Annotated in this window: 18 protein-coding genes and 2 tRNA genes; 7 read left to right on the top strand and 13 right to left on the bottom strand. The window is 43.4% G+C overall.

The features are described 5' to 3' along the window. Positions 1-119: 119 nt before the first annotated feature. The gene (gene secDF, locus GVT53_RS12750; RefSeq protein ID WP_166248916.1) at positions 120-3,086 is read left to right on the top strand and encodes a protein translocase subunit SecDF; all 2,967 of its coding nucleotides are present in this window, start codon (positions 120-122) and stop codon (positions 3,084-3,086) included. A 61-nt stretch (positions 3,087-3,147) separates the two neighbouring features. Here the strand turns inward: secDF and GVT53_RS12745 are convergent, their stop codons facing one another. The 8 genes from GVT53_RS12745 to folE form a co-directional block, all read right to left on the bottom strand. Then, positions 3,148-4,611, bottom strand: a complete 1,464-nt coding sequence (locus tag GVT53_RS12745; RefSeq protein ID WP_166248915.1) for a glycosyltransferase — start codon at positions 4,609-4,611, stop codon at positions 3,148-3,150. Between the two features lie 82 nt (positions 4,612-4,693). After that, on the bottom strand, positions 4,694-5,944 hold the full coding sequence (locus GVT53_RS12740; RefSeq protein WP_166248914.1) for an ATP-binding cassette domain-containing protein: 1,251 nt from the start codon (positions 5,942-5,944) through the stop codon (positions 4,694-4,696). A 31-nt stretch (positions 5,945-5,975) separates the two neighbouring features. After that, entirely contained in the window at positions 5,976-6,500 is a 525-nt protein-coding gene (locus GVT53_RS12735) for a GNAT family N-acetyltransferase (RefSeq protein WP_166248913.1), read from the bottom strand. Further along, a complete protein-coding gene (locus tag GVT53_RS12730) occupies positions 6,501-6,986 on the bottom strand; it encodes a DUF192 domain-containing protein (RefSeq protein WP_166248912.1) in 486 nt (161 codons plus the stop codon). It lies immediately after the preceding gene. A 4-nt stretch (positions 6,987-6,990) separates the two neighbouring features. Continuing rightward, a complete protein-coding gene (lgt, locus tag GVT53_RS12725) occupies positions 6,991-7,953 on the bottom strand; it encodes a prolipoprotein diacylglyceryl transferase (protein WP_166248911.1) in 963 nt (320 codons plus the stop codon). Between the two features lie 66 nt (positions 7,954-8,019). Next, positions 8,020-8,241: a membrane protein insertion efficiency factor YidD gene (yidD, locus tag GVT53_RS12720; protein WP_166248910.1), complete on the bottom strand. Its 222-nt coding sequence runs from the start codon at positions 8,239-8,241 to the stop codon at positions 8,020-8,022. Between the two features lie 53 nt (positions 8,242-8,294). Continuing rightward, on the bottom strand, positions 8,295-9,776 hold the full coding sequence (gene cysS, locus GVT53_RS12715) for a cysteine--tRNA ligase (RefSeq protein WP_166248909.1): 1,482 nt from the start codon (positions 9,774-9,776) through the stop codon (positions 8,295-8,297). A 15-nt stretch (positions 9,777-9,791) separates the two neighbouring features. Next, positions 9,792-10,475: a GTP cyclohydrolase I FolE gene (gene folE, locus GVT53_RS12710; protein WP_166248908.1), complete on the bottom strand. Its 684-nt coding sequence runs from the start codon at positions 10,473-10,475 to the stop codon at positions 9,792-9,794. A 133-nt stretch (positions 10,476-10,608) separates the two neighbouring features. Between folE and GVT53_RS12705 the strand changes: the two genes are divergently transcribed. Together GVT53_RS12705 and GVT53_RS12700 are read left to right on the top strand one after the other, a co-directional pair. Continuing rightward, positions 10,609-12,411 (top strand): T9SS type B sorting domain-containing protein, encoded by a 1,803-nt coding sequence (locus GVT53_RS12705; protein ID WP_166248907.1) that lies wholly within the window; start codon positions 10,609-10,611, stop codon positions 12,409-12,411. 113 nt (positions 12,412-12,524) lie between these two features. Beyond that, positions 12,525-13,967: a T9SS type B sorting domain-containing protein gene (locus GVT53_RS12700; protein WP_166248906.1), complete on the top strand. Its 1,443-nt coding sequence runs from the start codon at positions 12,525-12,527 to the stop codon at positions 13,965-13,967. Positions 13,968-14,021: 54 nt separating this feature from the next. Here the strand turns inward: GVT53_RS12700 and GVT53_RS12695 are convergent, their stop codons facing one another. Next, on the bottom strand, positions 14,022-15,524 hold the full coding sequence (locus GVT53_RS12695) for an OmpP1/FadL family transporter (protein WP_166248905.1): 1,503 nt from the start codon (positions 15,522-15,524) through the stop codon (positions 14,022-14,024). 39 nt (positions 15,525-15,563) lie between these two features. Beyond that, positions 15,564-16,865, bottom strand: coding sequence for a hypothetical protein (locus tag GVT53_RS12690; RefSeq protein ID WP_240905006.1), 1,302 nt, complete (start codon positions 16,863-16,865; stop codon positions 15,564-15,566). 94 nt (positions 16,866-16,959) lie between these two features. On the opposite strand from GVT53_RS12690, the gene proS reads away from it, so the two are divergent. The 4 genes from proS (at position 16,960) to rpsT (ending at position 19,016) form a co-directional block, all read left to right on the top strand. Beyond that, complete coding sequence (gene proS / locus GVT53_RS12685; protein ID WP_166248904.1) at positions 16,960-18,435, top strand: proline--tRNA ligase; 1,476 nt, start codon at positions 16,960-16,962, stop codon at positions 18,433-18,435. Positions 18,436-18,516: 81 nt separating this feature from the next. Further along, positions 18,517-18,588: transfer RNA gene (locus GVT53_RS12680), tRNA-Glu, on the top strand. A 70-nt stretch (positions 18,589-18,658) separates the two neighbouring features. Continuing rightward, positions 18,659-18,730, top strand: a tRNA-Glu gene (locus GVT53_RS12675). Positions 18,731-18,764: 34 nt separating this feature from the next. Continuing rightward, positions 18,765-19,016, top strand: coding sequence for a 30S ribosomal protein S20 (gene rpsT / locus GVT53_RS12670; protein ID WP_166248903.1), 252 nt, complete (start codon positions 18,765-18,767; stop codon positions 19,014-19,016). Between the two features lie 74 nt (positions 19,017-19,090). On the opposite strand, the gene GVT53_RS12665 is transcribed toward rpsT, so the two are convergent. The 3 genes from GVT53_RS12665 to rho form a co-directional block, all read right to left on the bottom strand. Continuing rightward, positions 19,091-19,777, bottom strand: coding sequence for a hypothetical protein (locus GVT53_RS12665; protein ID WP_166248902.1), 687 nt, complete (start codon positions 19,775-19,777; stop codon positions 19,091-19,093). A gap of 816 nt (positions 19,778-20,593) precedes the next feature. Beyond that, positions 20,594-21,247, bottom strand: a complete 654-nt coding sequence (locus GVT53_RS12660; RefSeq protein WP_166248901.1) for a hypothetical protein — start codon at positions 21,245-21,247, stop codon at positions 20,594-20,596. 129 nt (positions 21,248-21,376) lie between these two features. Then, positions 21,377-23,005 (bottom strand): transcription termination factor Rho, encoded by a 1,629-nt coding sequence (rho, locus tag GVT53_RS12655; RefSeq protein ID WP_166248900.1) that lies wholly within the window; start codon positions 23,003-23,005, stop codon positions 21,377-21,379. Positions 23,006-23,188: the final 183 nt, after the last annotated feature.

Below are 23,188 nucleotides of genomic sequence, written 5' to 3'. Positions count from 1 at the left end.
CATTTTAACAGCATAACCATCAACCATAATTGCAATTACATCAATTTCTATTGTCAAATCTTATCGGAAATGATATATTTGCACGCTGTTTAAGAAAACTTCTAAAAAATTAACAATCAATGCAGAATAAAGGACTTATAAGGCTTTTCGCGATCCTTTTTGGCTTGGTGAGTATCTATCAGTTATCGTACACTTTCATCACTAGTAAGTTGGAGAAAGATGCTGAAAATTACGCAGTTAGCCAAATTTCGGAAGCTGAGGAAGATTATGTTGCTAAGCGTGAAGCTTTAGAGGCATCGTATTTGGACTCCATCAGTGATAATACTGTTTTGGGCTTTACGAGCTATGAGGATGCCAAGACAAAAGAGTTGAACAAGGGATTGGACCTTAAAGGAGGAATCAATGTTACCTTGCAGATTTCCGTTAAGGATATCCTGAAAGGCTTGGCCAACAACACCAAGAACCCAGTGTTCAACAAAGCGTTGGCCGATGCCGATGAAGCATCCAAAAGTAGTGACAACACTTATTTGGAACTATTCTTTGAGGCTTTTGACCAAATTAAAGGAGATACCAAATTGGCATCACCCGATATTTTTGCCAACAAAGGTCTTAGCGATGATATCAACTTTCAAATGACGGATGATCAGGTGAAACCTATCATCAGAAGAAAGATCGATGAATCCATTGTTTCTGCATTTGAAGTACTTCGTGAGCGTATCGACGGCTTTGGTGTAACCCAGCCCAATATTCAAAGAGAAGGAAATTCTGGCCGAATCTTGGTGGAACTTCCTGGCGCTAGGGATATCGCCCGTGCACAGGAATTGTTGTCCAGTACCGCACAATTGGAGTTCTGGGAAACCTATCCGCAGAGCAACAACAGTATAGGGAACTTTTTGGTAAGTGCCAACGAGCGCCTAAAAGAAATCCTGAAACCCGAAGTTAAGGAAGATACCGAAGCAAAACCAGAGTCAGAAATCGACTCATTGCTTTCCGATGTTTCGCAGGATTCGTTGGATATGACCGCACAGGCCAATCCTATTCTGGGCAAGTTGATCCCTGCCAATCCAGGTAGCCACGCCATTGCAAGGGCCATGGTTTCCGATACCGCCGAACTGGGCGAGTACCTGAGAATGCCCGAGATCAAAAGATTGTTGCCGAACGATATTCAATTTACCAAGTTCCTATGGGAGCGTCCTGCACAGGATGCCGAGATAGTTGATCTGTACGCATTGAAATCCAACAGGGAAGGAACCCCGAGAATCAGCGGAGATGTAGTTTCCGATGCACAGGATACCTTCGACCAATTCAACAAACCAGCGGTTAGCATGACGATGAACACTCGTGGTGCGAAAGAGTGGGAAGCGTTGACAGGCGATGCATACAACAACCAAACAGGTATCGCCATTGTTTTGGACAACAAAGTGTACACCGCACCGGGTGTTTCTTCAGGACCTATTTCCGGAGGACGTTCAGAGATCACGGGTACATTCACGGTAAACGAAACCAAAGATATCGCCAACGTATTGCGTGCAGGTAAACTTCCTGCATCCGCCGATATAATTCAATCGGAAGTTGTTGGGCCATCCTTGGGGCAAGAAGCCATTGATAGCGGATTTATGTCCTTCATCATTGCAATGGTATTTGTATTGGTATGGATGATTTTCTACTACGGCAGAGCAGGTGTTTTTGCTGATATTGCATTGGTATTCAATATTTTGTTGATTTTTGGTGTGTTGACGAGCCTTGGAGCTGTATTGACATTGCCAGGTATCGCAGGTATCGTTTTGACCATTGGTATGTCGGTGGATGCCAACGTACTTATATTTGAAAGGATAAAAGAAGAATTGGCCCGTGGAAAAGGAAAGGCCCAAGCCATTGCAGATGGTTTTGGTAACGCCTTGTCCTCCATTTTAGATGCCAACATAACCACTGGATTGACCGCGATCATCCTATTTGTATTTGGATCAGGACCTATTAAAGGTTTTGCCACTACCTTGATGATCGGTATCGTTACTTCCTTGTTCACGGCCATATTTGTGACCCGATTGATGATCGAGGCCTATACGAGCAAAAAGGGACGCCGTTTGGATTTCAGTACAGGGATTACCAAGAACCTGTTCACCAAGATGAACATCAATTTCTTGTCCAAGCGTAAAATCGCTTACATTGTTTCTGGAATCTTGGTGGCGGTAAGCGCATTCTCATTATTTACCAAAGGACTAAATCAAGGGGTTGATTTTATCGGGGGACGTTCTTATCAAATCCGTTTTGAGAAAGCAGTCAGCCCATCAGAAATTGCTTCTGAACTAAATACGGTTTTTGGTAGTGGAACCATGGTAAAAACTTTTGGTGATGCCAATCAAATTAAGGTGACCACACCGTACAAAGTGGACCAAGAAGGTGTGGAAGTGGACGCGGAAATTCAGAACAAACTTTACACCACTTTACAAAAATACTTGCCAGATGGTACCTCTTTTGATGACTTCACCGTGGGTGCTTCCGAAAAATCAATCGGAATCCTGCAATCCGTTAAAGTAGGCCCGACCATCGCGGATGATATCAAAAAGAATGCATTCTTGGCCATTATCGGTTCCTTGGCCGTAGTTTTCCTTTACATCCTATTGCGATTTAGAAAATGGCAATTCTCATTGGGTGCCGTAGTAGCGGTATTCCACGATGTAATGATCGTGTTGGGTATTTTCTCCCTAACGGGAGGCATCATGCCTTTCAATATGGAAATCGACCAAGCGTTTATTGCCGCAATTTTGACGGTAATTGGATACTCTCTGAACGATACCGTGGTCGTATTCGACCGTATCCGTGAGATAACCGTACTAAAAGGATTCAATGATGGAATTAACATCAATGATGCATTGAACAGTACTTTGAGCAGAACATTGAACACCTCGCTTACCACATTGATCGTGTTGTTGGCCATCTTCATTTTTGGTGGTGAAAGCCTGAGAGGATTTATGTTCGCAATGATCGTAGGTGTAATTGTGGGTACATACTCTTCTGTATTTATCGCAACACCTGTGATGTTCGACTCATTAAAGAAGAAAATTGCTGCTGCTACAGGAGCATAGTTTTTCGTTTTTTTATATTACACTTTATAATAAAGGCCCTCAATTTGAGGGCCTTTGTTTTTTATGCTTTGTTTGCTGCTAACGTTCCAAGCCATGATAACAATTGACTGAACAGGGTGAAATTCTGAATAACTCTGAGTTGACCATTAAAACCCCATTTATCTCTTTCTTTAGGGTGATTGAGCATATAGGCCAAGGTCTTGGACAGGCTTTCGATATCCGTAGGGTCTGGATTTATTTGCCCCGTTTTATTATGGACCACTTGAAACTTGAGTCCTGCCGCATTGGAAACCAGAACAGGTTTTCTTTTCCACATCGCTTCCGTTGCCGTAAGTCCGAATCCCTCTTGAATGGAGTTCTGTACAATAATGCTGGATGAACGCTGAAGTGCATTTACGATCAATGCATTTTCTTTGGGGTTGTCCAATGGCAACAGCAAAATTGCAATATCATTTTGCATACTGCTATCCACTTTTTTGTATGTTTCGGTAAGTTCTTTTAGTACCTCCTTGCCTTCAGGATCGTCCGATACGAATGCAGGGTCGGGACCGCCCATGACCAGTAAGGTCATTTCAATACGTTTATATTCCAGACTTTTTGGGTCGCCATATTTTCGGTTGTCCATTTTCATTTTGATGAAGGCTTCCATCAATTCCTTAAAACCTTTCAGACGGTCCCATCTTGAAATTTCGGTAACTATGGGACGGTAGATCAAATCCAAATTTTTGCCTGCATCCAACACATCAAAAGAACCGTCCGGCATAACTCTTCTGACCAAATTTTCATACCTGTGGTACAGTATGGCCTTATGGTCGTCCAACACCCCGGATTGATATAGGATACCAATGCATTTGTGCAATTGCAGTTCCCGGTTTTTATGGCTCAATGGATCGATTGCCGGAGGTATAATGGAAGTTCTATTTTTTAACGGTTTTGGAACGTAGGAGGGAAGACTGAATACAAAATGGTCGTAATCGTTGGTGTAGGGTTCCAGAAACTTCCAAACCGCGTCCGTAACGTCGGTATCCTCTTCAAGTCCAATGTGGCACCTCCAAATAATGGAAACATTTTTCTCTTTTTTGATCATGGCCGCCAAGGGCATGGGTTGGGGGTCGTGTACCACAACAATGTCCCCGTCATTTATCAGTTCCAGGGCCTTGGATAGGTTGTTCCTGTTGACTTCCTCATATATTTTCCGGTCTTCTGTCGTAAAAATGCCGTTGCCACTTCCGTGAATGGCATTATGTATACGTTTGGTCAAATCGAAAAAGGCTTCTTTTTTTGCCTCAATAACAAGCCATTCAATGGAGACGCCAAGTTCGCGCAATATTCTCATTTGGCTTGGTAGCATTTCGGCGACCCCGCCACCAATGGCGGTGGAATTGATCATCCAAATGGTTCGGCCTTTAAGCGATTCAATAGGTTCTTTGGATTGCTCCGTAAAATCAAGAACAGAGGAGTAGAGGGAGCCGTACGCCTTGTAATCCACAAGTTTGGCGCCCGGCTTTACAGTAATCTTTTGCATGTAAGGGAGTGGTTAAATGTTGAATTCCCTATAAGATAGCAAAAAAACGGCTGACTAATTTAAGTGTTTGTTTATGAATCAATCAAATATTGAATACAGCGCCTTTTGAGCCGTTTTCCGAAGGATGGAGCTCAAAAATGTACTCCGGTTCCAACTGTGGCTCTTTGCGATGCGAAACAAAAACAATGGTGGAGTCGCTTTCCCTTGCTATTTTGTTTACCAGAGCAACGAACAAATGTGCGTTATAATCATCCAAACCGGCAGTAGGTTCGTCCAAAATAAGCAGAGGGGGATGTTTCACCATGGCGCGGGCCATCATCACCAAACGTTTGTCTCCTGTGGAGAGATCGCGAAAATGGTCGTTTTTTCTATCCTTGAGGTTTAATAGGTTCAGCCATTGGTTGGCCAATTGTTTTTCACTGTCGGTGGGCAGCACATAAAGTCCAATGGAATCATGAAGTCCGGAAATAATCATATTTTCCAGACTGTGATAGCCGCGAAATTTATTGGTGATGGCAGGTGTGTAGTATCCGATTTTTTGTTTGAGGTCCCAGACACTTTCACCGCTTCCTTTTTTTTGTCCAAAAATGGTCAAATCCTGGCCATACCCTTTATGGCTGTCGCCTGTAATCATCGACAAAAGCGTTGATTTACCGCTGCCATTAGGGCCAATGAGTTGCCAAAATTCACCTTTTTTGATGGTCCAATCGATATTATCGAGCACTTGGCGCCCATCAAAACCAACAGATACCTTTTTGAAGCTCACCAGTTCCTTCGTATCCACATCTATCTTGGATATGGGAGGAGGGATGGTTCCATTAAAACTGATGGATTCGGTTTTATTTTCTTTCCAAAAAGCATCTGGGGAATCATATTTTAGCAAGTTGTTTCCATCCAGTTTAAAAAAGTGGACAGTGTTCGGCAATATATCATCCAACCTGCTCACCAATTGAACCACGATTTTGTTGGAAGCAATGTCCAAAAGTTGCTCTTTTAGTTTAGCTTGGGTGGCCACGTCCAAATTGTCATACGGATTTACCAGTATGATAAAACCTGGGTCTTGTTGCAATAAATAATTGAGCAATGCCTTTTTCTGCTCACCACTGCTCATGGTTTTTAATGCTTGTTCGTTGTCCTTGGCGAGTACTTTAATATCGTGTCGCTCCTCTTCGTCCATGTACCTGTTGATTTCGGAACGGGAGAAAAGAAGGCCTTTCAACGGTTGTAATTCAGTCAACCCAGAAACGGCATGGTTGCGGAGCAAATGTTGAACCAATGGTTCGGTGTTGGAGTTGTTCTGTGTAAGGATGGCGTAGCTGTTGGAGAGCTTCATGTTGCGAAAAAGTATGGCGCTAAAATTACGATTATCCTCGGTTTACCCGAAAAATATGGACTGGATTATGCTTGTACGTAGTGGTTTTGTCCAAGCGCATTCCATTTTTTTGAGCCACTTTTTGGGAAGGTACATTATCCACATGGATGATGGAGATCAACGAATCGGCGAAATTGTTTTCAAAAGCAAATTCCTTACATTTTTGGGCGCCTTCAAAAGCATAGCCCTGTAACCAAAATTGAGGCAGAATGGAGTAACCGATCTCGAGTTCCTCAATATCATCCACGGTTTGTACGAGCAGACCGCAAATGCCGACCAGTTCACCAGTTTCTTTTGAAATAAGGGCATTCATGCCGCCCAAGTCGTTTTCGTAACGTTCAAAAACCCTATCAAACTGCGACCTGGCAGCTTCAATGGGGTCACTAGGGAGGCCTTCCCAATATTGGGTGGATTTTGGATCGTCATAAAATGGCAACCACTCCCCAAAATCTGATTCTTCGAGCTTGCGAAAAATTAACCGTTCCGAAGTTTGGTTTTCTAGAAGATATTTGAACATTTAATTACGGGAAAACGAGATGCTGTCGCCTACTTGCAACCCCAATTGGTCGGAAAGCCCTGCATTGATTTCCAACACATATTTGGCAGGTGCTTTGGAAGGCAGGCTGCTTTCATCCAACGGTTTTGCATTTTTTTGAAAGCTAACGACCTTCATTCCAGAGTTGATATAAATAATATCCAAAGGGATTTCGGTATTTTTCATATAAAAATTCTGCTCCGCCTCTTTAGGTTGAATGAACAACATGCCCCGGTCTTCCTGCATGGACTTTCGGTACATAAGTCCCGTTAGGGTCTCATATTCGGTTTCGGCAATCTCGATGTCGAAATTTGCCTTTATGGAGTCTGTTTCCGATGATAACACGGAGAGTTCGCCTTCTTTGGTAAAGGAGACATTTTCCGTTTTGATGGATTGTTTGGTCTCCGATTTACACGAGGCCAAAACTACGGTGAAAGCAACTAGTGCTATTGTTGTGATTTTAGTCATACTGCTATAGCTCTACAGGTTCCGGTTTTATCATAAAATAAACACCGATAAGTATCATCGGGATACTGAGCCATTGCCCTGTGGAAAGCATGCCCAACGCTTCTTCGAATCCGCCTTGACTTTTTTTGTAAAATTCCACAAAAAAGCGGACCACGAACAATAAGACCATAAAAAGTCCAAAAAGAAAGCCCGGTTTGTTCTTCCAATCTGTTTTCCAATACAAAAGATAAAGTGCTATGAACACAAAAACGTAGCAGAAGCCTTCATATAATTGTGCTGGGTGACGGTATGGTATGGATTGTAGAATTTCCGTAAATTCCGGGTTGTGCTGTATCGCTTTGTAGGCTGCATTGGGAGTTTGTTCCTTTGTCAGTGCCATAGCTTGATAGGCAGGCATATCATCCGAATCGCGAATAAACCTTGTGGCCAGAAAATAGGACTTGTCCACTACTTTTCCATTGATTTCGGAATTGAAAAAATTACCGAACCTTACGAATGCAGCTCCAATGGCGGACGGAATCACCAACCTGTCCAAAAGCCACAACATTTTAATGTCCTTCCATTTTCTGCAATACAACCAAATACCAATAATCGCTGCAATCGTGGCGCCATGGCTAGCCAAACCGGTAAACCCGGTAAACTCATAACCGTTTATGATGCCAAAAAGGTCGCTGTTGGCATTTTCTCTAATAGGCAATAGGATTTCCGCCAAATGGTCCTTGTAGTAGTCCCAATCGTAAAAGAAAACGTGTCCCAATCGGGCACCTAGCATAATGGAAACTACGGTGTAAATGAAAAGGGAATCCAGTTTTTCCATGGATTTCTTTTCGTTCAGGAAGATTTTCTTCATGATGAACCAGCCCAGAACAAAGGCCGCGATCCACAATAAGTTATAATATTTTATCTGTATGAAACCCAATTTAAATAGGGTTCCTTCGGGGTTCCAATCAAATCCGAGAAAATACATTTATCTAAATTTTGGACTAATATAACTACTTTGGATGGTTGCACGGGTTAATTAAAGTGCAATTTTTCAGGGTACGGGGTCGTAACCGCTTCCGCCCCATGGGTTACAACTGGCGATGCGCTTGATGGAAAGCCACCCGCCCTTGAACAGTCCGTGTTTTTTTAGAGCTTCCAACGTATATTGTGAACAGGTAGGGGAGTAGCGACATGTGGAGGGAAGCATGGGGGAGATAAAAAGTTGGTAAAATCTGACCAGCAAAACAAATGGGGCTATCAAAATTTTCTTCATGCTTGGATTAACTTTCGGTTGGACCGGAGAAAAATTTTGACGGCGACCACGGTTTAATTCACACTAAAGGTAGTCCCATCCTTGCCATCCTTGATTTGAATGCCCAGTTCAACCAGTTGATCTCTAATCTTATCAGAAGTGGCAAAGTCCTTTTTGGCACGGGCTTCGTTTCTAATATCGATCAATAATTCCATGACCCCATTGAGCGTGTTGGAATCATCTTTGGACATAGCTTGATTTTCGACACCCAGCACCTCAAAAACAAATGCATGGAGCGAATTTGCCAGAGCATCCCTATCTTCAGCAGAAATAGTTTCCTTATCCTCCTTGATTAAATTGATATGTTTCACTGCCTCGAACAACTGCGCGATCAAAATAGGGGTGTTAAAGTCGTCGTTCATGGCATCGTAGCATTTTTGCTTCCATGCGGCCACGTCAAAATCCGACTTTTCACCTGTTTTTATTTTTTCGATACTGTCAAGGGCGTCCATCAAACGGGCATATCCTTTTTCAGAAGCTTGCAAGGCTTCGTCACTAAGGTCCAAGATGCTGGTGTAGTGGGCCTGCATCATAAAAAATCGCACTACGGAGGGGGAGTACGGCTTGCTCAAAATAGTGTTGTCCCCGCTAAAAATCTCGGCAGGGTAAATGTTGTTGTCCGTGGATTTGGACATTTTTCTGCCGTTCAACGTTAACATATTGGCGTGCATCCAGTAGTTGACAGGCGATTTTCCGGTACTCGCTTCTGCCTGCGCAATCTCGCATTCGTGGTGCGGGAATTTAAGGTCCATTCCTCCACCGTGAATATCGAACGTTTCGCCCAAATACTTGGTGCTCATCGCGGTACACTCCAAATGCCATCCTGGGAAACCATCGCCCCAAGGGGAGGGCCAGCGCATAATGTGTTGCGGTTCTGCCTTTTTCCAAAGTGCAAAATCCTGCGGGTTTCTTTTTTCGTCCTGAGCGGTTAGTTCGCGGGTGTTGGTGATCATATCCTCCAACTTTCTGCCGCTCAATTTACCATAATCGTGGTCTTCGTTGAACTTGACCACATCAAAATAAACCGAACCATTGGCTTCGTAGGCCAATCCTTTTTCAAGAATTTCCTTGATGATTTCAATCTGTTCTATAATGTGGCCCGTAGCGGTCGGCTCAATACTTGGGGGCAAAAGGTTAAATTGCTGTAAAGTATTGTGGAAGTCAACGGTGTAACGTTGCACCACCTCCATCGGTTCAATCTGTTCCAGTTTCGCCTTTTTTGCAATCTTGTCCTCACCTTCGTCCGCATCGTTTTCCAAATGCCCGGCATCAGTGATGTTGCGGACATAACGCACTTTGTACCCCAAATGCTTGAAGTACCTGAAAATCATATCAAACGACATAAACGTACGGCAATTGCCCAAGTGTACATTGCTGTAAACGGTGGGACCGCAGACGTACATGCCTACGTGGCCTTCGTTTATGGGTTGGAATACGTCTTTTTTTCCAGTAAGTGAATTATGGATTCGTATGGTTTGGTTTTTGTAAGATTGCATTTAAGCGGTCGGTGTTTAAAATTCGGTATCCAGGTTGATGTAGTCCAGAAACTCCCTTCTTGTAGCCTCTTCTTTAAACTTTCCGCCATATTCGGCAGTTACGGTGCTACTTTCAATATCGCGTATTCCCCTTGAGTTTACGCAAAGGTGCTTGGCATCGATAACGCAGGCCACATCATCCGTTCCCAACACATTTTGAAGCTCTTTTACTATCTGGATGTTCATACGTTCCTGAACTTGCGGACGCTTTGCAAAGTAATCCACGATACGGTTCATTTTGGAAAGCCCGACCACGGTTCCGTTGGAAATGTAGGCAATGTGGGCCCGCCCAACGATTGGCAACAAGTGGTGCTCGCAAGTGGAGTAGACCACGATGTTCTTTTCCACCAACATTTCACCGTACTTGTACTTGTTGTCGAACGTAGAGGATTTTGGTTTTCTATCGGGATGCAATCCACCAAAGATTTCCTTAACGTACATTTTGGCAACGCGTTTTGGGGTGCCCTGCAAGCTGTCGTCATCCAGGTCAAGGCCAAGGGTCAACATAATTTCCCTTACATTTTCCTGTATTCTTTCGATTTTTTCATCCTCGCTCAAAACAAAGGCATCATCCCTCATGGGAGTATCGGCGGATGAAGATCCAACATGATCGTTTCCTCTTTCTTCGTATTGCTCTTCCAAAGTCTCTTCAAGTTTCATAGCTACTGCTTAAAGAGAGCAAAGATATACATTAATGATCGATTTAACATCTGCTGGAGCGGGTTTGACAACATAAATTATTGTTAAGTCGAATACCACGGTATTTTTATAATCTGCAAACCTACAGTCTTTTATGTTTAAAGCCTTGACCAAGATCTTAATACCATTGTTATTTTGGCAAGTTGCCTATGGGCAAGTTGCTCAGGATTGTTTTGATGCCGTTCCCATATGCAGCAATACGCCCATTAATGGCGGAACCAATGGTTTTGGTACAGATGATTTTAACGGGGCGTCCTCCAGCGGTTGTTTGGAACAGACCACTACCGGAGCCATTGAATCCAATTCGGCATGGTATCGGTTTACCACGGCGGAAGCAGGCCAGTTGGGTTTCAACATAGGCCATAATAGTAACGAGGATTGGGATTTTGCACTTTACCGCGCAAGCGATTGCGGCAATCTGGGCGAACCTGTACGATGCAATTTTTTTGATAATAGCGAGAACACCAGTTTTGTCGGTGTGGGGGAAGATCCTACCGGCAATGGGAGTTCGGTACATTATGAGGATTGGCTGCAAGTTGAGGCGGGGGAGGACTACTATCTTTTCATCAATAATTTTAGCAATGTAAATTCAGGATTTTCCATCCAGTTTACAGGAAATATTTGGGTGGACCATCCCAATAGTGCCTTGGATTGTTCCATTATCAACAATTTATTGGGCCCGCCCATTGCAGCTTGTGAGGGTGACAATGTGGTCTTGGACGCTACTACTTCAGGGGCAATCAATTATGAGTGGTACAGCGATACAGGAAGTGGATATCAATTGATTGCAGGTGTCAATAGTGCTACGTACAATGTCCAAAATACAGGACAATATCGAGTTGTGGTCACAACATCTACAGAAAACATTGTGAGCGATGTCCAAGTAGGCTTTAATGAATTGCCCGTTACAGGTTCGCTCTCGGATGAGACCTTTTGTCATCAAGGTGATGTAACCTTTGACCTACATACCAAAAACACTGAGGCATTGGCCGGACAGGACCCAGATGATTTTGTGATCAGTTATCACAGCTCACCATCGGATGCTGAATCGGGCAGCCACCCATTGGACCCACAATTTGAATTGACGGGCGGCTCTGAAACCATATATGTACGGACCACTTCTTTGGCAAACCCCGATTGTTATGATGCATCCCAAAGCTTTGTTTTAAATGCCGTGGAAACTCCGGTACTCAATTTTGCGGATCAGGCAGTGATTTGCGAAACAGTTGGAAGCATTGAAATCGGCGAAACCCAACCCGACCTCAATTACACATATCAATGGAGTTCTGGCGAGCAAACACCTTACATAACGGTTTCTCAAGGAGGGCAATATACGCTTATGGTCACCAATCAATCCAATGGAATGATTTGTGAGGCCAGTCGCACGGTATTTGTGGAGATGTCCACCATGCCGCAGATTTCCAGTATCGACATTCAGGATATGAGTGCCAACAATACGGTGACCATCCATACGGTGAGCAACGGCATGTACGAATACAGTTTGGATGACGGTGATTTTCAGGTCAGTAATGTGTTCGAAGGCGTTCCCCCGGGCATCCATACTGTGCGAATGCAAGACCCTTATGGTTGTGGTGTTGTAGAGGAGGATATTGTAGTGGTCGGATATTTGGCCATTTTTTCGCCCAACGGTGATGTAATGAACGAGACTTGGCAAATCGAGGGACTTTCTACCTTAAATTCTCCCATTGTAACGATTTATGACCGCTATGGTAAGCTCATCAAGCAAATGAACGAGTTCGATTCGGGCTGGGACGGGAGCTTTCAGGGCAAGCCATTGCCATCTACCGATTATTGGTTCAAGCTATCCTATGTTGATGATAATGGCAACCGCACTTTTGCCAAATATATACAGAGCCATTTCTCCTTGAGACGATAGCGAACGGGCTGTTTATCGATTAACAGCAAATTTCTTCGATAAAAAATACTAAAAGGGTACATAATGGAGTTATACAGGTTGTAAGTAGAATAACCAAATAGCCCCAAAATTCTATGAGAGCTCTATTTAGCGCTATCTGTTGCTTCTTTCTATTTCAATGGGTTAGCGCGCAAAACTCACCAGATTGTAGGACAGCCATTCCTGTTTGTGCCGATGCACCTATCTTGGGAACCACTGATGGCAGTGGGGATATCGATGATTTTGACCCTGAAGTGATTACCCAAACAGGCTGTTTGGAAAAGGGGAGCGTGAGCTCTGCCAATATCGAGAACAACACAGCCTGGTATGTGTTTCGAGCGGGTACCGATGGACAGATCGGTTTTGATATCGAGGCGCTTCCGGTGACGCCCGGTAGCCCTATTACTTCGGAATGGGATTTTGCATTGTACGGACCTTTTGATGAAACCTCCAACGATAACTTTTGCACCATAGTCGGCGATGGCAGTGCACAGCCCATCCGATGTAACTATGAATACAATGATACCGGTTTTACCGGGATAGGGGTGAACCCTGTTGATGGGCGCGAAGGTGCCCCTTTTGTTAAGTCCAGCCAGAATACCTATGATGAATGGTTGAATGTACAAGAAGGTGAGATTTATTACCTGTACATCAATAATTACAATACCAATTTTGATGAGGAGCCAGAGTCCTTTATGTTGACTTTTACGGGTTCTTCCGTAGATGAAGATCAAGACAATGCCTTGGACTGTACCCTACGCGATGAATTTTTAGGGTTTGATATTGTTGCCTGTGAGGGAGACCCTGATATTACTTTGTCCGCTTTAAATTCTCCAGTTGGTCCAAGTATTGCCAATATAATCTGGGAATTGGATGCGGATGATGATGGTACTTATGAAACCGTATTGGCCACCGGAGCAGGTGAAACAGAACTAACGGTTTCCAGTCCAAATTCCGGTCGGTATCGGGTGACGATTGAATCTACGTTCGGTACCACGATAACCGATGATATTTTGATAACTTTCTACGGTACCCCTGAACTGGAAGACGTTCGGGTAATCGATGATTTTGTAAACAGTGACCAGACCGACCCGTACAATGTGGAGATTGTTCCGGTGGGCGATGGGAATTACGAATATGCCATAAATGGCGGCGAGTTTCAGGATGACCCTGTTTTTGAGGATGTCCCTCCCGGCATCAATACCGTTATCATTAATGATAAAAATGGATGCGGAACTACCCAGCCCATCGAATTTTTAGTGGTAGGTTATCCAAAATTCTTTACCCCGAACAGCGACGGTGCTCACGATAACTGGATGGTTTACGGAGTGGAGGAATTGGAAAATCCTGTAGTGTATATTTTTGACCGTTATGGAAAACTATTAAAACAAATGAATGTGAACGTTGGCTGGGACGGCACGTTCAACGGCAGGGATATGCCTTCGTCCGATTATTGGTTCCGATTGGAGTATGGCCGTGATGAAGATGGGGTTATTGTGGCGAAGTCTGTTCGCCGGCACTTTTCTCTGGTCCGATGATATAAAAAAGGCCGGAATTTCTTCCAGGCCTGTACTTTTTCTTTTTCCGATTGTTTAAAACTTCAAGGTGTAACCTAAAGAAATATTGGTGTTTACCTGGTTGATCAACGCTGCGCTGTCGATGCCGCCATCAAACAAATAGGAATTTACATCTTGCTCGGTACGGCTATACGCCAAATCCAATCGGTTGGCTCCGAAGTTGTAGCCTATACCTGCGGAAAAACCGTTCAGGTCGCCCACAAAATCCGTGTCCTCGTATGGGCTTTGGTCATATCGGTAACCACCCCTTAGGCTAACTTGGTCTATTCGGTATTCGCCACCTACGCGAAAAGAGTTTACTGCGCCAAGTGTGTTGGAGATAAAATCATTTTCTGCGGCAAAGCTGGGGTCGGAAGTTGGCCTAAGCTCTGCTTTGGACATGTCCTGATAGGAGTAATCAAAGCTGATAAGCCCATCTTGTCCAAAAACCAAGGCTACGCTACCTGTATATTTTTCCGGTGTTTTTATTCTGTATTCATCGTATAGATTTACGATGGTAAAGTTGATGAAATCAATATCGGAAACTGCTAAATTCGAGTTGATTCGTTGTGAGGTATCGTCCGTTAAGGTGTACCATGTAGGTGACTGATAACTGGCTCCGACCCGAACCGTTTGATTCACCTTTGCAATGGCGCCTAGGCTAAACGAGAATCCGTAGCCTTCGGTATGCAATAAATTATCAAAAGAAATACTCTGAACTGGTGATTCCGCGTCATAACCTTCCTCATCCAAATAGCTAACCCTGTCATAAAGTACATTATGGAAGTTCAGCGATGCCCCTAAGTATAAATCCTCTTTATACTGGGTGGCAAAGTTTAGGGTGAACTTACTGTTATAGCCAGAGGTATTCCGTATGTACCGTTGATTTACATTGCTATATTGCGCATTGGAAAAATAGGAAGTGTTCTGGTCATCGTCTTCTTCGGGTTCTATAATTCCTGCCTGAAACCCAAGAAATGCCTGTTGGGCGGAGTAGCCCAAGTTGGCGCCAATGTCCAAATAGGCCTCTTCGATAAATTCACCTTGCTGGGTGCGTAAGGGTCCCAAAGGTTCGCCATCGGCAAAATTTAGAAAATAGTTGTCGATTCCCACGGCACTGGAGCCTGTAACGACTAATTGGTTATCAAAATTTTGTACCATATCATAATTGACCGCCAAGGCAATTTTTTTCCATGGGCTATCGGTGGATGAGTTCCATACAAAAACACCGCCGATTTGGTTAAGGTCCAATGAATTGTCCGTGGAATTTCTTGTGGTATTGCCATAAAGGGCATCGTTGTTCCTGTGATAGTTGGATCCCGTAATGGATACCTCACTGAAATTAAATACCGCAGAACCGGCAGGGTTGACGTTGAGAGCGGATAAATCGCCGCCCAAAGCTCCAAATGCACCGCCCATAGCCTGGAACCTTGCAGTTCCTTGTAGATTTTCCGTGCTGTAGCGCAATACATCATCAATGGTCTGGGCACTAGCAAAAGTGCATGCCAATACCATGATGAAAGTTGAGATTCTTTTCATTTATTCTGATTTAGATTAATCAATGTACTGTTGTGAAAATTATGGTCTACCACCACCGCGACCACCTCTACTGCCTCCTGAAGAGCGCGATGCTCCCGAAGATCTGGAACCTCCACTGGAAGACCTGCTTACCCCAGAACTTCTGGAGCTGCTGCCAGAACTACGGTAGCTGCCGCTGGACCTACTGCTCGATGAGCCGCTGCTGCGGTAACTTCTTGAGCTGGACCCACTGCTACGGTAACTTCTGGAACTTGACCCAGAAGAGGAACGGTTATAGCTTCTGCTCGGAGAAGTGCTCCTGGATTGATAGCTCCTGGAGCTTCTGTTATAGTTGCCGCTGCTCCTTGTGGTAGGAGAGGTGCCGTAGGAGCGATATGACCTAGAGCTTCCATTATAATTTGGCGAAGTACGGGTGCTTCTGCTTGTTCTATAGTTTTGGTTTCTGGCAACGGCATCGGCACTTACAGACCTTCTTACGTTTGACCTGTTGCTGTAGCCATTGGAGCTTCTTCTGTTGGCCAAACCATTGCTTCTCGAAACTGTTCCGTTGGAACGTCCGCTATTATTTCTGAACCTACTTGAATATCCATTCGACCTAGATGTCAATGTGGTACCGGGTATACGGGATGCATAACCTCTTCGTCCGGACATGTAGGCATAATTTCTGCCATAATATCCTCGGTTGTAATACGGATGGCCCCAATAGTTGCCGTAATAGCCTCCCCAGCCATAGTATCCGCCCCAACCAAAGTTGCCGGCCCAGCCCCAACCGTTGTATGGGTAGCCCCAGCCAGCGTTCCAGCCCCAGCCCCAACGGTTAAATCGCCAAGGATTGTTCCAACCCCAGCCCCAGCCGGCGTTCCATCCCCAACCGGCATTCCAAAGCCATGGGTCGTTCCAGCCCCAGCCGAGACCTCCCCAGCCCCAACTGTTGTCGTATACATTTATGGAAATGCTGGAAGGATTATCTCCCCATCCAGGGTTTCCATTATAGTTATTATTGTATGCGAAATAATCGGTTTGTTCACCGTAGGGAATGGTGTCGTTTTGGGCTTGGCTGGAATAGCTATCGATATCGGTAAAAACTTCACTGTCTAAAATTTGACCGTATTCACTTGCTTTATCGCCAAAGTACTCACCGTACATATTACTTTCTTGCTCTTCTATTCTCATAGCTTGGGCATTTCTCTTTTCAATACCAACAACACGGTCGTTGGAGGAATAGATGCCGTCATCGTAATAAGAAGCTTGTTGGTAGGAACCACAGGAAGCCACAAAGATGGCACTGACCATCAGTATGGCGGGGGTTCTTAAATTATTGTGGAGTAAAGACTTTAACATGGCGCAATTTTTATTGTTGAACATACTAAAAATAATTAGTTTTACCCAATCATTTTATTAATAAAGTCGCAAGTTTTGTGCCAAACTACAATTGATGGGTAAAAATTTAACGAGCAGAGCAGAGGATTATTCCAAATGGTATAACGAACTCGTGGTAAAGTCGGATTTGGCTGAGAACTCGGGAGTTAGGGGTTGTATGGTGATTAAACCGTACGGATACGCCATTTGGGAAAAGATGCAGGGGCAATTGGACAAAATGTTCAAGGAAACAGGTCATGAGAATGCTTATTTTCCATTGTTTATTCCAAAATCATATTTGAGCAAAGAGGCAAGCCATGTGGAAGGTTTTGCCAAGGAGTGTGCCGTGGTCACCCATTACCGTTTGAAAAATGCCGAGGACGGAAGCGGAATAGTGGTGGATGAGGATGCCAAATTGGAGGAAGAGCTGATTGTAAGGCCCACATCGGAAACGATTATTTGGGATACCTATAGAAGATGGATCCAATCGTATCGTGATCTACCTTTAAAAGTGAACCAATGGGCCAATGTAGTGCGTTGGGAGATGCGGACCCGTCTTTTTCTGAGAACGGCCGAGTTTCTATGGCAAGAAGGTCATACGGCGCACGCTACTCGAGAAGAAGCCATTGAAGAGGCCGAACTTATGATGAACGTGTATGCAGACTTTGCCGAAAAATACATGGGTGTCCCCGTAATCAAAGGAACCAAAACCGAGAGCGAGCGCTTTGCCGGGGCCGAGGAGACCTATTGTATCGAAGCGTTGATGCAGGACGGCAAGGCATTGCAAGCAGGAACATCCCACTTTTTAGGTCAGAACTTTGCAAAGGCATTCGATGTAAAGTTTGCCAACAAAGAAGGAACACAAGATTATGTTTGGGCGACATCTTGGGGCGTTTCCACTAGATTGATGGGGGCATTGGTGATGACCCATAGCGACGATAACGGATTGGTGCTTCCGCCAAAATTGGCGCCCATTCAAGTAGTGATCGTACCTATATATAAAGGTTTGGACCAGTTGGATGCCATTTCCGAAAAAGTAGAGCCCTTGGTGAAGGAACTGCGCGACAAGGGCATTACCGTTAAATATGATACCCGCGACACCCATAAACCTGGATTTAAATTCAATGAGTATGAGTTGAAGGGTGTTCCCGTGCGCTTGGCGGTGGGTCAACGCGATTTGGCCAATGGAACTTTTGAAGTAGCGCGTAGGGATACCTTGTCCAAAGAAATCGTAAAGGCCGAAGAGGTAGTGCAGAAAGTGGTTTCGTTAATGGATGACATCCAGGAAAACATTTTTAAGAAGGCATTGGATTACCGAAAAGCACATATTACAGAGGCGGATTCCTATGACGACTTTAAAAAAATAATCGAGGAAAAAGGTGGTTTTGTTTCGGCTCATTGGGATGGTTCGGCCGAAACGGAGGATAGGATAAAAGAAGAGACCAAAGCAACTATTCGCTGTATTCCATTGGATGCCAAAGCGGAAGAAGGAAAATGTATGGTAACGGGAAAACCATCCACTAAAAGGGTATTGTTTGCGAAGGCATACTAAAGAGCTTGCAAAAAATAAAAAATACTGTTGCAAGACTTAAAAATAGTTGTATTTTTGCATCCGCAATTATGCAAGCATAATGGCCCGTTCGTCTAGGGGTTAGGACGCCAGGTTTTCATCCTGGTAACAGGGGTTCGATTCCCCTACGGGCTACAAAAAAGAATTTTGAGCTAAAAGGCTTTTATTTTAACTTTGTAGCTTAAATTTTTGAAATTGAAATAATGGCCCGTTCGTCTAGGGGTTAGGACGCCAGGTTTTCATCCTGGTAACAGGGGTTCGATTCCCCTACGGGCTACAAAAAGAAATTTAGAAAGAATTAATTGTAAGCAATGGCAAACCATAAGTCAGCATTAAAGAGAATCAGAAGAAACGAAGCAGTACGTTTGCGTAACAGGTATCAGCACAAAACTGTGCGTAATGCCATCAAAAAATTGCGCAACGAAGAAGATAAGAAAGCTGCCGAGGCTTTGTTGCCCACTGTAGTTGGTATGATCGATAAATTGGCAAAGAAAAATATCATTCATAACAATAAGGCATCAAACCTTAAGAGCAAATTGATGACCCAGGTTGCAGCAATGTAATCTTTGTACAATAACAATATGTAAAACGCCTCCATTTTTGGGGGCGTTTTTATTTTGGGGCAAGTTGAGCTGAGCTATCTAAAGGCTTTTCTTTTGTGCACCATAACGCCTATCATAAAGGAGCCGTACATAAACAGTATCAAAATCCAAAGGACGCTGCGTAGATTATAATTGACCCATATTTTAGGTGCTTTATAACCTATAATTATCAAAAACGGGAAAAATAAATGGAAAACGGCAAGGCCCAAGCAGGTCCAGAACATTAAATTTTGCGTGTTGGGATAGGGGCTGAATTCAAGTTTTTTCTCTTTATAATACATCCATATATTGAATAGCAATACCATGGAGGCCACCAAATCCGCATAATACAGGTTGGAGTAAAAAGGATCTTGGAAAAATAAGCTTATGGCATAACCCAATAAACTGATGCCCGCCCCTATCTTAACCCATTTCTTGTGCTTTTGTTTATGTAGAACCTGCCAGAATATATGGTAGAAAAACATAAATGTTATCACAGAGTAGATATTGAATATGATGACATTGTACCAATTGTACCTGCTGTCGTTCACGACTTGAAATTCTTCATGAAATTTGATAAAATACCCCAGTAATTCTGTTAAAAGCGTGTACATGAGGTACATGGGGTAATATTTTAAGGGAGTATCAAAATAAGTGCGGTAGCATGCCATGGATATCAACCACACAAGTAGATAGAACGGGAGGATGTAGTGCTCTGTGATAAAGGTTAAAATTGCATCCATTAGCTATGGTGCCCGTACAAGAGACCGTATCGAGTTTTTAGTTTGGTTGTTCGGTAAAAATAACAAAAAAAGCCTCCGTTTTAGGAGGCTTATGTTTTTAAAGGATTTTAATGCTATCGGAACGCTTTTCGTTTACCTACAAGCAATCCAATAATTATTAGGCAGTACATTAGAACAATCGCAGTGAGCAACAATGGCCTAAAGTAAATTTGGGCGCCGATATCCAATTTCAAAAGGTAAATTATTGATATTACTGGAAAAATGGAGTAAAAGACCGCAAGTCCCATTGAAATCCAAAAAAGCAAGTTGTCTTTTAAGGGGTATGGAATTTCCTCCATGTACTTTTCTCTAAAATATATAGCGAGTATGTATAACATTATAATAGAGCCGATAATATGACCATAGGTGGTTTGATTATGCAATGGATTGTAGACCATTGCATTGATAATGTAGGCCATCAAACAAAAAATGCTCAAGTAACGTATTTGTTTCTTAAGAACTTGTCTTTTGATTAATTTTCTGAAAACTTCAAAGAAGAATAGAAAGAAAATGATTTGATAGATGTTGAAGATGATTACATTGTGCCACGCATGTCGTGAATCGGAAAAGAATTGAAATTCATTACTATACTTTATGAAGTAACCAAGTGTCTCGGTAAAAAAAGTATAAATTATGAGGATGGGCAGATACTTTAATGGGGTGTCAAAATAACTTCTGTACCTAATTACCGAGATTATCCATGTCAGGAGATATAGCGGTATATAAAAATGGTCATTAATTATTCTGATTAAAGCTTCTGGCATCTTGACCTATTTGTTAAAAGTCTGTATAGGGAGGGGGTCCCGATGTACCGTGATTCAAGTTCAAACTTGTACTTCCACGCTGGAACAGACTGGGCGCAAAACTTGCCTGCGCAGTATTTGTTTCGCCGGTTGCATCCGCATCATCGGTGCCGACAACTCCTTTAATGGGCTTTGCCTTTCCTTCGGCATCAATATAGAATCCTTGCTCTTCCCCGTCCATCATTGTAGTGGGGACAATAAATATGGAATTCTGTCTGGGGTGCACTACTTTTTCACCGTCCGGGAAATCCGGCTTGTCCGGATAGTTCGCAAAATATAATCGTAATGAGGCTACCTTAACACCGGCTTCTTTAGCTTCTTGCTCAACATAATGCATATATTGTTTCATGTCGGCATAGGTGAAAGACGTGAAGCGAGCCGGGACAAATTTTTCGTCGGCATTTCGTTCGGCCTCGAATTTTTCAATGATATCCAACCGGTTTTTTGTGTAGTTGTCGTACAAAGATTTGGACTCTTCCAAGGAAATGATTCCTTTTGGTGGAGCAACTTTTTCTTGCCGGGGCTCCGATTCTTTTGGTTCTTCTTTTTTAGGGCCTTGTTGGCAGGCTCCCAATAGCAGCAAAATTGCTCCAAAAGAAGCAATTACAATGTTCTTGTTGTTTTTCATAGTTAAGTATTTAGTTCAGTTTTGAGGAAACCGGAATAAAGATATGCCTTTTCTATAAATTGACTCAACAAAAAGCCCTTCAAAAACTTGAAGGGCCTGTAGTTATATCGCAATAAGTGAAGTGCGTTTTTACTCGTTCATGGTGAGCAAAAACTCCTCGTTGTTCTTGGTCTGCTTTATGCGCTGCTCCATAAACTCCATGGCTTCAACAGGGTTCATGTCCGCCAAATACTTGCGCATAATCCACATACGTTGAATGGTGTTTTCGTCCAGCAATAGGTCGTCTCTTCGCGTAGAGGAAGAAATAAGGTCGATTGCAGGGAAAATTCTTCGGTTGGAAATTCTTCTGTCCAACTGGAGCTCCATGTTACCGGTACCCTTGAATTCCTCAAAGATAACTTCGTCCATTTTGGAGCCTGTTTCCGTCAATGCCGTAGCGATAATGGATAGCGAACCACCATTTTCTATATTACGTGCCGCACCAAAGAAACGTTTTGGTTTGTGCAGGGCGTTGGCATCCACACCACCACTCAATACTTTACCAGAAGCTGGTTGTACGGTGTTGTAGGCGCGGGCCAAACGGGTAATGGAATCCAAAAGGATCACAACATCGTGACCACATTCCACCAATCTTTTTGCTTTGTCCAATACAATATTGGCGACCCTAACATGCTCGGTAGCTTCTTTGTCAAAAGTCGAAGCGACCACTTCCCCGCGCACGTTACGTTGCATATCGGTAACCTCCTCAGGACGTTCATCGATCAAAAGGATGATTTGATAAACCTCTGGATGGTTGGCCGCAATGGCGTTGGCAATATCCTTCAACAACATGGTCTTACCCGTTTTGGGCTGGGATACAATCATACCCCTTTGTCCTTTTCCAATGGGAGAGAACAAATCCATGATCCGTGTTGAAATTGTACTTTGTTTTTCCGCCAATTTGAACTTTTCCTTTGGAAACAATGGGGTAAGGTGTTCAAAAGCCACCCTGTCACGAACCACTTGAGGGTCCAGTCCATTGATTTTGTTCACCTTGATCAGCGGGAAATATTTTTCGCCCTCTTTAGGGGGTCTTATGTTCCCCAGAACAGTATCACCGGATTTAAGGCCGAACAAACGTATTTGTGATTGTGATACATAAATATCGTCGGGAGAAGAAAGATAGTTGTAGTCGGAAGATCTTAGAAATCCGTAACCATCCTGCATAATGTCCAGTACACCTTCACTCTCAATAATACTATCGAACTCGAACTCTGGCTCTTTGTACCTATTTTTCAGGTCCTTGTCAAAGTTGCTGTTCTTTTTATCGTGGTGTGGTTTGTTGTTCTGGTTGTTTCTCCTATTGTTGTTTTGGTTCTTTTGGGGAGAATTGTTGCTGTGGGATCTATTGTCCTGCGGCTTGTTATCCTGTGGTTTGGATTCTTTTTTTTGAGGTCTTCCCTGGGGTTTGGAATCCTCTTTTTTGTCCCTTGGCTCCCTTTTTTGTGGCGCTTTTTTAGTGTCGTCGCCCTCAGTACTTTTCGCTTCTGTGGGTTTAGGGCGCGGAGTTCTGGCCTTTCGTGGTTTAGGGGCCGGTTTTTCATCCGGGGTTGCGGTAACCGTTTCGGCAACTGCTTTAGGGTTGGATGCCTGAACGTCCAATATTTGGTAGACTAGGTCCAGTTTTTTCAATGATTTGAATTTGGGAACATTAAGACCCTTTGCAATTTCTTGCAGCTCAGGAAGCTTTTTAGCTTTTAGATCGGAAATCTCGAACATTAAGTAATGGAATAAGTTAAACTTGTGTGATTCTAAAATTTGAAGTAAAGTTATTTATGAATGCTACTGGAGAAAGAATTCCTAGGTAGGTGCTTGATAATAACGACACAATATTACAAATAATTTTTCAAGAATAAGGCCTTATTTCTCAAAAAGACACCTATTTTTGCCATTCGAAATCGA

It is taken from the genome of Flagellimonas oceani (assembly GCF_011068285.1).
GTDB lineage: Bacteria > Bacteroidota > Bacteroidia > Flavobacteriales > Flavobacteriaceae > Flagellimonas > Flagellimonas oceani.
The sequence above is the reverse complement of the archived record's forward strand: the minus strand, read 5'-3'. Positions and strand labels throughout refer to the sequence as shown.